Genomic DNA, 15,433 nt, shown 5'->3' on the forward strand with positions numbered 1-15,433 from the left:
CCAAAAGGTATCAGACCGGGTTGCTATAGGCACTCTCGCGCTATCGGTCGACCAGCGCGGTCAGGATCGCGACGAAGTGGCGCCGCACTTCACCCTCGTCCATGTCGAGCAGCAGCTGGTAGATCACGCCGTCGTAGACCGTCACGACGGCGCGCGCGAGCTGCGCCGGTGTCGGCAGCGATCCGGGCAGCGCCACGTCGGTCGCCGCGATGAACGTCGTCAGGGCGTCGACGACCTCCTCGCGGAGCTGTCGGCGATGCTCGGCGAGTTCGGCGGCCACATCCGGGTAGCGCGCTGCATAGGAGACGAAGTCGGTGTTGATCAGCAGCCAGTCGCGATCGATCCGAACGGTGGCCGCCCACGACGAGATCACGTCGACGATGTCGGGTGCCGATTCCGCGGCAGAGTCACCAACCGCCGCACCGGGGGTCACCGCCGCCAACGTCGTCGTCGCGGCGTACTCGGACTGACGGTCGTAGAGCGCGAAGAACAACTCCTCCAGCGTCGAGAAGTTCGAGTAGAAGGCGCCTTTCGTGTATCCGGCTGCCCGACAGACATCGTCGATCCGGGTGCGGCCGAATCCCTTTGCCACGAAGACCGTCATCGCCGCGTCCAACAGCCGCTCGCGTGTTTCGGCTCGACGTCTACTCAGCACGGGTGGTCTGACGGGCCGCTGGTCGTCCATGCCCTCCGAATCTAGGCGGGGTCACATCAAGGCCTGGAACCGGGCTACGCTGCCGATGATGATCGACTCGGTGCAGCCCGCTGACGACGCCCCTATCGCGGAGCGCCTCGAATCGCTGCGTATCCCGCTCACCGGATACTGCTACCGGATGCTGGGCGGTGCTGGCGAGACCGAAGACGCGGTGCAGGAGACACTGCTCCGTGCGTTTCGGCAATTCGATTCCTACGACGCTGACCGAGCACGGCTCACGACGTGGATCCACCGCATCGCGCACAACGTATGCGTCGATATCCTGCGGTCCGCTCAACGCCGGGCGTCACCGATGGATCTGAGCGTGCTGGGCGAAGGAGCGTCCGCCAACGCCTTCGATGATCCTGTCCCGCCCGGGACGTTCGTCGACCCCATGCCGAGCGCGCGGCTGCTCACCGGCTCCGATCCCGCCGCGCGCGTCGTCGCAAAGGAATCGATTCGCCTCGCGTTCGTCGCCGCGCTGCAGACCCTTACGCCGAGGCAGCGCGCGGTGCTCATCCTGCGCGACGTCCTGGCGTTCAGTGCGCTCGAAACGGCGCAGATCCTCGACGTGAGCACCGCGTCGGTCAACAGCGCGCTCCAACGCGCAAGGGCGGAACTCGCCGCGACGTCGACGTCCTCGCGCGGCCTGTCCGACGAGGAGATCGCATCACTGGCCGACCGCTATGCCCGAGCTTTCGAGACCCACGACGTCGACGGTCTGATCGCGGTGCTGCACGAGGACGCCACGACGTCGATGCCGCCGTTCCGCTGGTGGCTGCGAGGTGGAGTAACGATCGCCACCCTCATGGGGCGATCCGAGGCGTGTGCACACGACCGGCTTATCGGCATCGACGTCAACGGGCAGCCGGGCTTCGGGCAGTTCCGGCCGGATGACGACGGCGTGCTGCGACCGTTCGCGCTGATCGCACTCGAGTTCCGCGATGGACGGATCGGCCATTCGACGACATTCTTCGGCACCGAGGCCCGGTTCGCCGAATTCGGTCTTCCCGACCAGCTTTGACGCATCGCGATGATTCTGGGGCCGCCCCTTCGTACAAGTGATGAGCACGTGATCACCGAACTGAAAGGGCATGCGATGACGATGATCGAAGACCACCTGCGACAGGAGACGTTCGCCGAGCGCCGACGTTTGGCAGGCCTACTCGCCGACCTCACGCCCGAGCAGTGGGCGCACCCCTCGCTGTGTGAGGGCTGGCGGGTACGGGAGGTCGTCGCACACATCACGCTGGCCTACCGGCATTCCGGGCCGCGGGTGATCGCCGGGATCGTCGCAGCGCGCGGCAACTTCAACCGCTTCGCCGATCGCATCGCCCGCAAGGACACGGCGGCGACGTCGGACGCCGAGCTACCAGGATCGCTGCGCGTCAACGTCGAGCACCCGTGGAAGCCGCCGCGCGGTGGACAGGCCGGCGCCCTGGCGCACGACGTGCTGCACGGCCTCGACATCACCGAGCCGCTCGGGCTGCCGAGCGCGCCGCCGGACCGCATCGCGCTCGCGATCGGCGATCCCGATGACCGCCAGCTCGCCTACTTCGGGGTTCACGTCGACGGCATCTCCTTGCAGGCCACCGACGCCGGCCTGCGCATCGGCCACGGCACACCCATCGAGTTGAGCGCTGCCGAGATCGCACTCGTCGTCGGCGGGCGTGCACCGGTACCGCTCCCGCCGCGCTGACGCGAGTGCCCACTCGGTGCACGTGAGGTGCCCACTCGGCGCTGGTGAGGTGCCCAGTCGGCGTATCTCGGGTGCCCAGTCGGCGCAGGTGAGGTGCCCACTCGGCGGAATCGGCACCCGGCGAGCCGAGATGCCGGGGCGCCGACTCAACTAGCCCGTCGACAGCGCCCAGCCGTCGCCGACGGCGGTCACGAAGCCGTCGATCTCCAGCGTTGCCAGTGCCGACAGCACCGCGCCGGCGACGATGCCCGAACTGACGGCGATCTCGTCGACGGTGACGGCGCCTCGCCTCGGGATCGCCTCATAGACCCGCTGACGGTCGCCGGCGAGCGTGTCGGTGCTCCGCGCCGGTCCCCTGTCGGGACCTCCCTCGCCATCGGGGGCCGCGAAGGAGATCAGCGACTTCGCATCGGTGACGAGCGCCGCCTGCTCGTCGGCGATCATCCGGTTGCAGCCGACCGACATCGCCGACGTGACCGGACCCGGGACGGCGGCGAGCGGCCGTCCTAGTTTGCGGGCCCAGGCCGCCGTGTTGGCGGCGCCACTGCGCCGCCCGGCCTCCACGACCACAACCGCGGTCGACAGCGCCGCCACGAGCCGGTTGCGCGTCAGGAACCGATGTCGAGCCGCCGTCGTACCCGGCGGATATTCGCTGACGATCAGCCCGTCGCGCGCGATCGCGGAGAACAGCGCCGCATGGGACGCCGGGTAGTCGACGTCGATGCCGCATGCCATTACCGCGACGGTGCTTCCGCCACAGCCGAGTGCCGCACGGTGCGCGGTTCCGTCGATTCCGAACGCGCCACCGGAAATCACCGTCCACCCCTCGGCCGCGAGGCCGCCGACCAGTTGGCCGGTGACGTACTCCCCGTACGACGTCGAACCGCGCGCACCGATCACGCCCATGCCGGCGGTGACCTCGGCTGCGAGGTCTTTCGAGCCGCGCACCCACAGCGCCAGCGGCGGACCCCCTCGCTCGACCGTGTCCGCGGCGCGCAGGGACCACAGCTGCCATCCCGGCCACTCCTCGTCGTCGGGAGTGACGAGCCGAGCGCCGACCTGCGCCGCTCGTTCGAGGTCTTCGGCTGCCGAGTCGAGGTGGGCGCGCGCCGCCGTCGCACCGAGCACCTCGGCGTGACCGTCCGGCACCCTCCGCGACCGGATGGCGGCGGCCGCTTCACGGGGACCCACCGCTTCGACGAGCTCTCGCAGCGCCGTATGCGGCGGTTCGGCCACTCGCCCGAGGTAGGCCCACGCCCGCAACGTCGTTTCGTCCGGCCGCGTCACGCGAAGCCTCCCCGGTCGCGGTAGAGCAACGCCTGCGCGACGTCGTCCTGTGTCGGCACGTCGCCGCCGCGCAGATCGTTCAGCGTCCAGGCGAGTCGCAGCGCCCGATCAGCGCCACGAGCGGTCACCCGGCCGTCGCGCAGGAACAGTTCAACTGGTCGCATCGCTTCGGGCTCCAGCCGGAACTCGCCGCGCAACGCCGAACCGGGCACTTCGCCGTTGGTACGCCAACCGTGTTCGGACCAGCGATCTACCGCAGCCTCACGCGCGGCGACGACCCGGGCGCGCACCGCGGCACTCGACTCCCCCGATTCGGTGAGCAGCGCGGTATTGCCGGGCGGGTTCATCCGGACGCGGATGTCGATGCGGTCCATCAGCGGTCCGGAAAGCTTGCCCAGATAGCGGCGGCGCGCGACGACCGAGCAGACGCAGTCGACGTCGTGTGCGGGAGCGCACGGGCAGGGGTTGGCCGCCAGCACCAGCTGGATGCGGGCCGGGTAGGTCGCGACCCCGTCGCGCCGCGATATCCGCACCTCGCCCTCCTCCAACGGTTGTCGCAAGGCGTCGAGCGCCTTCGCACCCATCTCCGCGCATTCGTCGAGGAACAGCACTCCACGATGGGCCAGCGACACCGCGCCCGGCCCCGCGATGCCCGTACCTCCGCCGAGCAGCGCGGTTATCGACACCGAGTGGTGCGGCGCGATGAACGGCGGCTCGACGATGAGTGGCCGCGATCTCGGCAGTGTCCCGGCGATCGAGTGGACCGCGGTCACCTCCAGCGCCTCGTTCTCGTCGAGTGACGGCAGAATCCCCGGGAGGCGGCGCGCCAGCATCGTCTTGCCAATCCCGGGTGGACCGGTCATCAGGAGGTGGTGCATCCCCGCCGCGGCGATCTCCAGCGCACTGCGCGCCTGCGCCTGGCCGACGACGTCGGCCATGTCGGGGGTGAGACTGGGTATGTCGTCGATCTGCTGAACCGGGGTATCGAGCACGATCGCCCCGTCCAGCCAGCGACAGACCTCGTCGAACGTGGAAGCGCCAACGACCTCGGTATCACCCACCAGTCCGGCTTCCGCGATGTTGGCCAGTGGAACCACCGCTCGGGTGAACCCGGCGCGTCGCGCCTCGATCAGACTCGGGAGAACACCGCGTACCGGCCGGATCGCGCCGTCGAGACCGAGTTCACCGAGGAACACGGTCTCGCCCACCAAGGCGTCGGACACGTCGCCGGTGGCCGTTACGATGCTCACCGCCATCGCCAGGTCGTAGGCGGCACCCGACTTGGGCATGTTCGCCGGCGCCAGCGCGACGACCACCTTCAGGTCGGGAAAGGACTTGCCGGAGTTCACGATCGCGGGCCGCACACGGTCGCGCGCCTCGCGCAGCGCGGTATCGGCCAGTCCGGTGATCCAGAAGCCGGGCGTTCCGCGGCTCGTGTTGGCCTGGACCTCCACGACCCGCGCCGAGAACGCGTTGAGGCCGGCGGCGAACGCCCGTCCCAGCGCCACTACTCCACCAACCCGCGGTGATGGCGCAGGATCGGGGCACCGCGGCGGCCGTCGAGCCGGATGGAGATCACGTCGAAGCGCAGGGCGTCGAAGTAGTCGAGGCTGTCGTCTTCGCGTCGTTCCGCTATCCACATCCACGCCAGCTTCGCCATGCGCGCCAGCTTGTCGCCCGTGACCGCGGCGACAGGATCGTCGTACACGGCGCCGTCTCGACGGGTCTTCACCTCGACGATGACCAGATTGTCCGCGAGGCCGCTCGGGTTGGGCTCCCGTGCGATGACGTCGAGCTCTCCGTACCTGGTGCGCCAGTTACGCGCGCAGACGCGCCATCCGAGTGTCGTCAGATAGTCGACGGCGATGTCCTCGCCGAGCGCCCCGATCTGCTGCCGTGTCTCCCCCATGCCGGACATCGTGCTCGACCACGACGACGGATCAGCGTCGGCGACCGTGCCCGGCACACCATCCTGGGGACGGCGAGAAGATGTGGATTACTCCGGTAAGCGCAGCTCGGGCTGCTCAAGTTCCTCGATGTTGACGTCTTTGAACGTGATCACGCGGACCTGCTTGACGAAACGCGCCGGCCGGTAGAGATCCCACACCCACGCATCGGCGAGGCGCAGCTCGAAATAGACCTCGCCGTCGACGTTGCGGGGCGCGAGTTCGACCCCGTTCGCCAGGTAGAAGCGGCGATCGGTCTCGACCGCGTACGTGAACTGGCCGACGATGTCCTTGTACTCGCGGTACAGGGACAGCTCCATCTCTGCTTCGTACTTCTCGAGATCCTCGGCACTCATGGGTTCAGAGTATCGCGCACGATGTGCGCGGCGACGTTGCGATAGGACATGCGATGTTGCGGCGACGGGCCGAGGTCGGCGATGCGGGCCATGTGATGGCTGGTCGAGTAGCCCTTGTGCACGGCGAAGTCATAGCCGGGCAGCTCGTCGTCGAGCCTCGCCATGATGTCGTCGCGAGTCACCTTCGCGAGAATGCTCGCCGCCGCGATGCATGCCGCGTTGGCGTCACCGGCGATGATGGGCAGCGACGGAACGGGGAGCCCGGGAACGGCGAATCCGTCGGAGAGGACGTACCCGGGGGCCGTCGCGAGTGCGGCAACGGCGCGGCGCATCCCCTCGATGTTGGCGACGTGGATGCCGATCCGGTCGATCTCCTCGGCTTCGATGACGACCACCGAATGCGCGAGCGCGTGCTTGCGGATCGCGCCATAGAGGCGACGACGGGTCGGCGGCGGTACCTTCTTGGAATCGTTCAGATCGGCCAGCGACCGCAGCTGGTTTGGCTTGAGGACGCACGCCGCGACCACCAGGGGGCCGGCGCATGCGCCGCGGCCCGCCTCGTCGACCCCGGCCACCGGGCCCAGCCCGCTGTTATGCAGGGCGAACTCGTAGGTGCGCAGCGCCGCGGCCCGCCGCACCGGTGGGCGCGGCGGCCAACGCAACGAGGCTGACACGTGCCCGCCCCTACTTCTGCGGGTTCTCCGATCCGACCCCGCCGATGCGCGAGACCGGCCACATGATGAACCGGACCTTGCCGCGGATGTCGGCGCGCGGAATCGTTCCCTGGAATTCGTCGGAGATGTGGGCGCGCGAGTCGGCCGAATTGGTGCGGTTGTCGCCCATCACCCAGACGTTGCCCGCCGGAACCGTGACCGGCCCGAAGTCTTCGCCGAAACACGAACCCGAATCGGGCACCTGAATCGCCCGGTCGATATACGGCTCGGTCAACGGTTTGCCGTTGACCTTGACGCCGACATTCTCGTCGTTGCGGCACTCGACGGTCTGGCCGCCCGTCGCGATGACGCGCTTGACCAAGCTGTACTCGTTCGGCGGCGCATAGCCGAACCACGACAGCACGTTGAGGAACTTGCCCCCGATGGTGCTGGAGTCGCGCGGCGGCGCGCCACCGTCCCACGACTCGCTCGGCGCCTTGAAGACGATGACGTCGCCCGGGCTGGGGTCGCCGAACCGGTAGGCGAGCTTGTCGATGACGATGCGATCGTTGGAGCAGCCCGCGCATCCCGTCAGCGTCGACTCCATCGATTCCGACGGCACAACGTACTGACGGAAGAGGAAGGTCTGTCCGACCCAGCTGATCACCAGGACGATGCTGACAATGATCGCCAGCTCGCGGAAAAAGGACTTCTTGTCCTCGGGTTCGTCGTCCTTGGAGTGCCAGGGACGGTCTTCGGGATCGTTATCGTCGGACACGACTCCAAAGCCTAGCGGGTCAGCGCTTCTCTTTGATCTTGGCAGCCTTGCCGCGGAGGTCGCGCAGGTAGTAGAGCTTGGCGCGACGGACATCACCGCGGGTCACGACGTCGATCTTGGCGATGTTGGGGCTGTGCACGGGGAACGTGCGCTCCACGCCGACGCCGAAGGACACCTTGCGAACGGTGAAGGTCTCACGCACACCGCCACCCTGACGGCGGATCACGACGCCCTTGAAGACCTGGACGCGCTCTTTGGCGCCCTCGATGACCTTGACGTGCACGTCAAGGGTGTCGCCGGGGCCGAAGTCGGGCAGGTCGTCGCGGAGGGACTGCTTGTCGAGGAAGTCCAGGGTGTTCATGGTCGTTTTCCAATCTGGCGTGTGCGTGAGTAGAGGAACCTGGCGTCTGGCCCGCTATCGGGCTGGATCAACCGGTTCGTACTCCGAGCGTTTTGGTGTCCACGCGGGGCCGGCTCATGCCGTGACCTGCCGCGTGGCAACCGCTCTATTGTGTCAGGAGTGATCGGGTGGCAGCAAATCGGGCCGCCGTTGCGCGGTGCGGCGCAGCGCCTGCTCGTGCCGCCAGGCGGCCACTTTCGCATGATCGCCGGAAAGCAGCACCTCGGGAACGTCGAGTCCGCGCCAGCTGACCGGGCGTGTATAGCTGGGTCCTTCGAGCAATCCGTCGGAGAAGGAATCTTCCTGGTGCGAGACCGGGTTGCCCAGCACCCCGTCGATGAGGCGGGTCGTCGCCTCGACCATGGCCATCGTCGCGACCTCCCCGCCGATGAGGACGAAGTCGCCGATTGAGACTTCTTCGACCCGCATCCGTTTCGACGCGTCGTCGACGACGCGCTGATCGATTCCCTCATAACGTCCGCAGGCGAAGACGAGGTGCTCCTCGCGGCTCCAGCGCTGCGCCGTGGCTTGGGTGAACGGGACACCGGCCGGGGTGGGCACGACGAGGATCAGGCCACCGTCGTGGGCGACGTCGGTGCCGCACACCTCGTCGAGCGCCTCGCCCCACACCTGCGGCTTCATCACCATGCCGGGACCGCCGCCGTACGGCGCGTCGTCGACGCTGCGGTGGACGTCGTGGGTCCAGTCCCTCAGGTCGTGGACGTCGAGGGAGACGATTCCCTTCTCGATCGCCTTGCCGAGCAGCGCGCCGCGCAACGGCGCGACATAGTCCGGGAAGATCGTGATGATGCTGAGCCGCATCAGTCCGCCTCCAGCAAGCCGTCCGGCGGGTCGATGACGATGCCCTCAGCTCGCGACACCGTCGGCACGATGGCGGTGACGAACGGGATGAGGATCTCGCGGCCGTCGTCTGCGGCGGTCACCGCGAGCAGGTCCGAACTCGGCAGGTGGATCACGTCGGCCACCTGCCCGACGTCGGCACCGGTCACGGTGCGAACCGGTAGCCCGATCAATTCGTGGTCGTAGAACTCGTCCGGATCGTCCCCGGAGTCGACCTCGGCCGCGTCGATGACGAACAACACGCCGCGCAGTTCGTCCGCCGCAGTGCGGTCGGCGACTCCGTCGAGGGACACCAACAGCCGCCCGGAATGGTTCCGGGCGGCTGTGATGGTGAACTCTTGTTCCTTCGACCGATGGGCCCCCTTCGCCCGCGGCAGCAGGCCGCGCACGACGGCTCCGGCAGCGAACCGCTCGTCCGGAGCATCCGTGCGGATGTCGACGACGAGTTCCCCGCGGACGCCGTGGGGTTTGATCACGCGGCCGATCACCAGGTCCACGGTGGGTGGCCCCTGCCTATCAGCGGTCGGTGTCGACGATGTCGACGCGCAATCCGCGGCCGCCGATTCCGGAGACCAGGGTGCGCAGCGCGGTCGCGGTGCGGCCGTTGCGGCCGATGACCTTGCCCAGATCGTCGGGGTGAACGTGCACCTCGATCAACCGTCCGCCGCGACCGCCGGAAAGCAGTTCGACGCGGACGTCGTCGGGGTTGGCGACGATGCCGCGAACGAGGTGTTCGACGGCATCTGCGACGACGGCGCTCACGCCTTCTCTTCGGTCTCGGCGAGCACCTCCGGCACCGTCTCACCGTCGGCGGCCAGATCCTCCTTGACGGCCTCGGTCTCCGGCTCGGCGGTCTCCGGGGCCGCCGACGCGGTGGCCTCGTCCTGAGCTTCCTGCTCGGCCTCAGCCTTCTCGGCCTTCTTCTTGGTGGCCTTCTTCTTCGGCGTCGTGGCCTCGGCGGCGGGCTCGTTGTCGGCCGCGGCAAGCGCCGCGTTGAACAGGTCCTGCTTGCTCGGCTTCGGCTCGGCGACCTTCAGGGTGCCCTCGGCGCCCGGCAGCCCCTTGAACTTCTGCCAGTCGCCGGTGATCTTGAGGATCGCCGCGACAGGCTCGGTCGGCTGCGCGCCGACGCTCAGCCAGTACTGGGCGCGCTCGGAATCCACCTCGATGAACGAGGGGTCTTCCTTGGGGTGGTACTTGCCGATGGTCTCGATGACGCGGCCGTTGCGACGGGTGCGCGAGTCGGCGACGACGATGCGGTACTGCGGGTGGCGGATCTTGCCGAGACGGGCAAGCTTGATCTTGACAGCCATGTTTCCTTCAAGTGGTCACTGCGCAATTCAGCGACGCGCACCGATTGTGCGAGTCCGGTTTTGCGATTGATTTCGGTGTGACCGCCGGTCGGTGCGTAACCGGGTCCGGCGAACCGAGGATCCATTGTGCCACTCGTGGCGTCCGTACCCAAACTACCGGGCACAGTCGGCGGAAATCTGGGCACGCTCGGCGAGAAACTGGGCACGGTCGGCGAAAATGTGGGCACGCTCGGCGGAAATGTGGGCACGGTCGACGGAAATCTGGGCACGGTCGGCGGGAAGTCAGCCCGTGACGATGGGAATGCCCGAGCAGAGGATCTCGCGCGGGCGGCGCAGCGTCGTGAGGTCCTCGCGCGGGTCGGCGTCGAGGACAAGGACATCGGCACGATCACCGTCGTCGAAGACACCGGCTCCCAGCCATCGGCGCGCGCCCACGCTGGCCGCATCGAGCGCATCCCTCACAGGCATGCCCATCGCGACGAGGGCCTCGATCTCGTCGACGATCCGGCCGTGACCGACGAATCCGCCGGCATCGGTACCCGCGAAGATCCGGACACCGGCTTCCCGGGCGGCGGACATCACCCCGCCCGCCTGTGCGTGCAGCTTCCGCATGTTGGCCTGGTAGTCGGGAAACCGATCGGCCCCGTCGGCGATGGAGAGGAAGTTCTCGATCTGGATCATCGTCGGCACCAGCGCGATATCGCGCCGGACCATCTCGTCGAGCAGATCCGCCGTCAGACCGGTGCCGTGCTCGATGCAATCGAAGCCGGCGCCGATGAGGTCGGGCAGCGCGTCGTAGCCGAATACGTGCGCGGTGATCTTGGCGCCCGCATCGTGTGCCGCGACGACCGCGGCATCGAGCTGCGGCCTCGTCCACAGCGGCGCCAGGTCGCCCACGTCGCGGTCGATCCAGTCGCCGACGACCTGCACCCAGCCGTCGCCCGCGTGCGCCTGACGGGTCACTTCGGCGGCCAAGTCGTCGGGATTCTCCAGATCGACGCCGTAGTCGCGGAGATAGCGCTTCGGCCTGGCGATGTGTTTGCCCGCGCGGACGAACTGCGGGCAACGCGGATCGGCATCGAGCGGATGGGTGTCCACCGGCGAGCCGACCTCTCGGATGAGGGTCGTCCCCGCGGCGACGTCGGCGTACGCGAACGCGCGGGCCTGCTCGATGGTGACGCCCAGTCCGGGCGCGATGCCGACGTGATTGTGGGCGTCGACGAGGCCCGGCACCAGCCAACCGTCGTCGACAACGGTGACGGCCCCCGCCACCTTCTCGGTGACGAACCTGCCGTCGACGATCCAGCGATCGATCCGCTCGCCGGTCAGCGCGTCGCGCCCGCCGACGTGCAGTGCACCGGCCATCTCGCCCACGGCCGGCCCCTACTTCTTGTCCTTGCCGTTCGGATCGAACTGCGAGAAGTCGAGGTCGGCCAGTCCGGGCGGCAACTCGTCGAGGCCGGGCGGCATCGAGGACAGGTCCGGCATTCCGCCGGGCGGCATACCGGGGAATGCACCGGGCGGCATACCGGGGAAGCCGCCGCGCATCTTCGGCGGCGTCGGGCCCCGCCCGCGACCCTTCTTTCCCTTCTTGCCCTTCTTCCTGGTGTTCTTGCGCCCCCCGCCGGGGCCGGCCATGCGACCCGACATCGCGGCCATCTGTTTGCGCGCCTCGAAGAACCGGTCGACCAGCTGATTGACCTCCGACACGGCCACACCGGAGCCGTTGGCGATGCGCAGGCGGCGCGAACCGTTGATGATCTTCGGATCGGCCCGCTCGGCGGGCGTCATGCCCCGGATGATCGCCTGGACGCGGTCGAGTTGCGAATCGTCGACCTGGGCGAGTGCCTCTTTCATCTGACCCGCGCCGGGAAGCATCCCCAGCAGGTTCCCGATGGGACCCATCTTGCGGATCATCAGCATCTGCTGGAGGAAGTCCTCCAGCGTCAGCTCGCCATCCATGATCTTGGTGGCGGCCTGCTCGGCCTCCTTGGCGTCCCAATGCTGCTCGGCCTGCTCGATGAGCGAGAGCACATCGCCCATGCCGAGGATCCGGCTGGCCATTCGGTCGGGGTGGAAGACGTCGAAGTCCTCCAGTTTCTCACCCGTCGAAGCGAACAGGATCGGCTTGCCCGTCACTTCGCGCACGCTCAGTGCCGCACCGCCGCGAGCATCGCCGTCGAGCTTGGTGAGGACGACGCCGGTGAATCCGACGCCGTCGGCGAAGGCCTGTGCGGTCGTCACCGCATCCTGACCGATCATCGCGTCGACGACGAACAGGACCTCGTCGGGATCGGTCGCGGCGCGCACGTCTGAGGCCTGCTGCATCAACTCGTCGTCGACGCCCAGGCGTCCGGCGGTATCGATGATGACCGTGTCGAAATGGTTGTCCCGGGCGTGCGCGACGCCGCCCCGCGCGACCTCGACCGGGTCGCCGGCGGAGACGCCCATCTCGCCTTCGCCGCCGACGCTGGTGCCCGGATGGGGCGCGTACACCGGAACGCCGGCACGCTCGCCGACGATCTGGAGCTGGCTGACGGCACCGGGGCGCTGCAGGTCGCAGGCCACCAGGATGGGAGTGTGTCCTTGCTTCTCCAGCCATGACGCGAGCTTGCCGGCGAGCGTCGTCTTACCCGCACCCTGCAAGCCGGCGAGCATGATGACCGTCGGCGGCGTCTTGGCCAGCGCGATTCGGCGGGTCTCGCCGCCGAGGATCCCGACGAGCTCCTCGTTGACGATCTTCACGACCTGTTGCGCGGGGTTGAGCGCGCCGGAGACCTCCGCGCCCTTGGCGCGCGACTTGATCCGTTCGATGAACGTGCGGACGACCGGCAGCGAGACGTCGGCTTCGAGCAGCGCGAGGCGGATCTCTCGCGCGGTCGCATCGATATCGGCGTCGGTCAAACGCCCCTTGCCGCGCAGGTCTTTGAGGGCACCGGTCAACCGGTCAGACAGGGAGTCGAACATGGCGTCCAGTGTTCCATATCCGCCGATCGTCGCCGCGCGGACGGGGCACCGCCTATCACACGCTGGCGCAGGCCTCCCGCACCTGGTCGAGGATGCGATCGCGCCGGCGATCGTCGACCGACGATTCCCAGGTCAACGCGAACGTGTCGACGACGGTGCCGCCCATCGTGGTGACCGCCGCCCAGCGGATCGACCCGTTGTTGCGCTCGATCACCGAGGCCACCGCGGACAGAAGGCCCGGCCGATCGGTGGCGCGCACCTCGAGGGTCGCGACGTCGTCATGCACCCAGCGCGCAACCGGCGGGGCGAGTACCGCTTGTCCCGGCACGCCTTCGATCGGGGTGCGCGGCACCGACATGGTCCGCATCGCCGCCAGCCGGGCCGCGACGTCGACCGATCCGCTGCGCGCACCCATCAGGCGCTGGCGCAGCAATCCGGGCTCGGGAGGATCCCCGTAGAAGGGCGCCACCGTGAAGCTGTTGATGGCGGTGCCCTCCTCGGACCGCACCGTGGCCCGCAGCACCCGCAGATCGGAGAACGCGAGCACCCCGGCCATCTTCGCGAGCATGCCGGCGGAGTCCGGTGCGCTCATCGTCACCTCGAATCGGTGCGCCTGGTCGGTCGGCGCGATCTCGACGACCACCTCGTCGGCGCGGAACCTGGCCACCTCCTCGGCGGAGAGGGGCACGGGTTCGGCCACCCCTTCCCCGGTGATCAGCTTGGTCGTGTTGGCGACGAGCTTAGAGGTGAGGGTCTGCTTCCAATCGCTCCACACGCCCGGCCCGGTCGCCTTGGCATCGGCCTCGGCGAGCGCGCCGAGGATCTCGAGCAGTACCGCACTGCCTCCCACCTTGGTGGCGACGTACTCCGCGGTCTCCGGGTCGTCGACGTCGCGCCGGGCGATGGTCTGCGCCAACAGCAGATGCTGGGCGACGATCTCGGCCAGCACGTCCACATCGCCGGGCCATAAGCCGAGACGGGTCCCGATCACCCGGGCCATCCTGGCTCCGATCTCGCTGTGGTCACCTCCGCGCCCCTTGCCGATGTCGTGGACGAGGGCACCGAGCAGCAGGAGGTCGGGTCGGGAGACCTGAGTCGTGAGCGGAGCGGCGTGGGCGACCGCCTCGAGCAGGTGCCGGTCGACCGTCCAGGCATGCATCGCGTCGCGCGGTGGCAGGTCGCGCACGAAATCCCATTCCGGGAACAACCTGCCCCACAGCCCCATCCGGTCGAGGGCCTCGATCGGCTCCAGCATCGCCGGTCCGGTCGACAGCAGGTCGAGCAGACTGTCGCGGATGGCTCCCGGCCACGTTCCGCGGATTTCCGGGGAGTAGTCGGCGAGACGGTGCAGGGTGGAGCTGGAGATGGGCAGGCCCGATCGCGCGGCCGCGTTCGCCGCCCGCAGCACGAGCCCCGGGTCGTGGCTGGGGATCGCGTCGCGCGCCAGCACGACCTCGCCGCCGTGCTCGACGACGCCTTCGTCTAACGGTCGCCGGACGGGGAGCAATCCGCGCATCGACAGGCCGCGCCGCGGAGCGGCACCACGGGCCGTCCGCAGGCCCACCTCGACGGCATAGCTGATGGTGCGCGCTTCATCGGAGATGAGCCGGGACAAAGCGAAGCGGTCGCCCAGGTGCAATGCGGCGGCTATTTCGTCGGCGTCCTGCGCGCGCAACTGTTCGCGGCCGCGTCCGGCGACGCGGTGCAGCTCGGTACGCACGTCGAGCAGCCGGCGGTACGCGGTGCCCAGACCTCCGCCTGGCGCGTCGTCGGCGGCGAGGCGGAGCCCGTCGGTCAGCTGTGCCAGCGCGAGCGCGTTGAGCAACTGCACGTCACGCAGCCCGCCCCGGCCGTTCTTCACGTCCGGTTCGCTGCGATGGGCGACCTCGCCCGACCGGACCCACCGCTGTTCGGCGTGCTCGATCAGCTTCGGCAGGCGTCGCGGCGCCTGCATGCGCCACTGCTGCCTGATCTCGCCGATCAACAGGTCGGACAGATCCTCGTCGCCCGCGATGTGCCGCGCCTCGAGGAGCCCGAGCGCCGCCGACAGGTCTTCCCCGGCGACCCGCAGCGCATCGGGCACGGTGCGCACGCTGTGGTCGAGCCCGATATTGGCATCCCAGATCGGGTACCAGAGTTCGTCGGCGACGGCCTGCACGCGGTCGGGGCGGTCGCCGTCGTGCAGCAACACCAGATCGAGGTCGGAGTACGGCAGCATCTCGCCACGCGCCAGACCGCCGACGGCGAGGAGCGCGAAGCCGCTGCCCTTGGTCAGCCCGGCGCGGCCGGCGGCCCCGCTGAGCCAGAGTTCGAAGAGATCGCCGAGTGCCCGGCGCAGCGCGGCCGCGTCGGGCACTGGACGTTTGTCCGGGGTGAGCCGGGGGTTGCCGATGAGGGCGGCGCGGGCCCTGACGAGATCGGTCGCCGGATTGGTAGCCGGTCCCACACTCATTTGCTCGCGCCTCCCCCGCCGACCCCT

17 protein-coding genes are annotated in these 15,433 nt (G+C 68.7%); 2 read left to right on the plus strand and 15 right to left on the minus strand.

Annotated elements, in window-relative coordinates:
- Positions 1-40 precede the first annotated feature (40 nt).
- The gene (locus tag GOARA_RS13865; protein ID WP_007323027.1) at positions 41-685 is read right to left on the minus strand and encodes a TetR/AcrR family transcriptional regulator; all 645 of its coding nucleotides are present in this window, start codon (positions 683-685) and stop codon (positions 41-43) included.
- A gap of 58 nt (positions 686-743) precedes the next feature.
- Here GOARA_RS13865 and GOARA_RS13870 point away from each other — a divergent pair, with 58 nt between their 5' ends.
- Together GOARA_RS13870 and GOARA_RS13875 are read left to right on the plus strand one after the other, a co-directional pair.
- Positions 744-1,718 carry an RNA polymerase subunit sigma-70 gene (locus GOARA_RS13870; RefSeq protein WP_040523385.1) on the plus strand — a complete coding sequence of 325 codons (975 nt, stop codon included), beginning with the start codon at positions 744-746 and terminating at the stop codon, positions 1,716-1,718.
- Positions 1,719-1,793: 75 nt separating this feature from the next.
- The gene (locus GOARA_RS13875; RefSeq protein WP_040523387.1) at positions 1,794-2,393 is read left to right on the plus strand and encodes a maleylpyruvate isomerase family mycothiol-dependent enzyme; all 600 of its coding nucleotides are present in this window, start codon (positions 1,794-1,796) and stop codon (positions 2,391-2,393) included.
- A gap of 150 nt (positions 2,394-2,543) precedes the next feature.
- On the opposite strand, the gene dprA is transcribed toward GOARA_RS13875, so the two are convergent.
- The 14 genes from dprA to GOARA_RS13945 form a co-directional block, all read right to left on the minus strand.
- Complete coding sequence (gene dprA, locus GOARA_RS13880; RefSeq protein ID WP_007323030.1) at positions 2,544-3,680, minus strand: DNA-processing protein DprA; 1,137 nt, start codon at positions 3,678-3,680, stop codon at positions 2,544-2,546.
- Entirely contained in the window at positions 3,677-5,188 is a 1,512-nt protein-coding gene (locus GOARA_RS13885; protein WP_007323031.1) for a YifB family Mg chelatase-like AAA ATPase, read from the minus strand. Before GOARA_RS13885 ends, dprA begins: the two co-directional genes overlap by 4 nt.
- A complete protein-coding gene (locus tag GOARA_RS13890) occupies positions 5,188-5,589 on the minus strand; it encodes a YraN family protein (RefSeq protein ID WP_040523390.1) in 402 nt (133 codons plus the stop codon). The genes GOARA_RS13885 and GOARA_RS13890 overlap by 1 nt, the downstream gene beginning before the upstream one ends.
- 87 nt (positions 5,590-5,676) lie before the next feature.
- Positions 5,677-5,982 carry a DUF2469 domain-containing protein gene (locus GOARA_RS13895; protein ID WP_007323033.1) on the minus strand — a complete coding sequence of 102 codons (306 nt, stop codon included), beginning with the start codon at positions 5,980-5,982 and terminating at the stop codon, positions 5,677-5,679.
- Positions 5,979-6,656, minus strand: a complete 678-nt coding sequence (locus tag GOARA_RS13900; RefSeq protein WP_007323034.1) for a ribonuclease HII — start codon at positions 6,654-6,656, stop codon at positions 5,979-5,981. Before GOARA_RS13900 ends, GOARA_RS13895 begins: the two co-directional genes overlap by 4 nt.
- 10 nt (positions 6,657-6,666) lie before the next feature.
- Positions 6,667-7,413, minus strand: coding sequence for a signal peptidase I (gene lepB, locus GOARA_RS13905; RefSeq protein ID WP_007323035.1), 747 nt, complete (start codon positions 7,411-7,413; stop codon positions 6,667-6,669).
- A 19-nt stretch (positions 7,414-7,432) separates the two neighbouring features.
- Complete coding sequence (rplS, locus tag GOARA_RS13910) at positions 7,433-7,774, minus strand: 50S ribosomal protein L19 (protein WP_007323036.1); 342 nt, start codon at positions 7,772-7,774, stop codon at positions 7,433-7,435.
- Positions 7,775-7,927: 153 nt separating this feature from the next.
- Positions 7,928-8,635: a tRNA (guanosine(37)-N1)-methyltransferase TrmD gene (gene trmD, locus GOARA_RS13915; RefSeq protein ID WP_007323037.1), complete on the minus strand. Its 708-nt coding sequence runs from the start codon at positions 8,633-8,635 to the stop codon at positions 7,928-7,930.
- Positions 8,635-9,171, minus strand: coding sequence for a ribosome maturation factor RimM (gene rimM, locus GOARA_RS13920; protein ID WP_007323038.1), 537 nt, complete (start codon positions 9,169-9,171; stop codon positions 8,635-8,637). Before rimM ends, trmD begins: the two co-directional genes overlap by 1 nt.
- 19 nt (positions 9,172-9,190) lie before the next feature.
- Entirely contained in the window at positions 9,191-9,436 is a 246-nt protein-coding gene (locus GOARA_RS13925; protein WP_007323039.1) for an RNA-binding protein, read from the minus strand.
- Positions 9,433-9,987, minus strand: coding sequence for a 30S ribosomal protein S16 (gene rpsP / locus GOARA_RS13930; protein ID WP_007323040.1), 555 nt, complete (start codon positions 9,985-9,987; stop codon positions 9,433-9,435). Before rpsP ends, GOARA_RS13925 begins: the two co-directional genes overlap by 4 nt.
- Positions 9,988-10,269: 282 nt before the next feature.
- Positions 10,270-11,352, minus strand: coding sequence for an amidohydrolase family protein (locus GOARA_RS13935; protein WP_040523395.1), 1,083 nt, complete (start codon positions 11,350-11,352; stop codon positions 10,270-10,272).
- Between the two features lie 18 nt (positions 11,353-11,370).
- Positions 11,371-12,954: a signal recognition particle protein gene (gene ffh / locus GOARA_RS13940; protein WP_007323042.1), complete on the minus strand. Its 1,584-nt coding sequence runs from the start codon at positions 12,952-12,954 to the stop codon at positions 11,371-11,373.
- Between the two features lie 55 nt (positions 12,955-13,009).
- Positions 13,010-15,406, minus strand: coding sequence for a [protein-PII] uridylyltransferase (locus GOARA_RS13945; RefSeq protein WP_007323043.1), 2,397 nt, complete (start codon positions 15,404-15,406; stop codon positions 13,010-13,012).
- Positions 15,407-15,433 lie beyond the last annotated feature (27 nt).

It is taken from the genome of Gordonia araii NBRC 100433, assembly GCF_000241265.1.
GTDB classification, from domain to species: domain Bacteria; phylum Actinomycetota; class Actinomycetes; order Mycobacteriales; family Mycobacteriaceae; genus Gordonia; species Gordonia araii.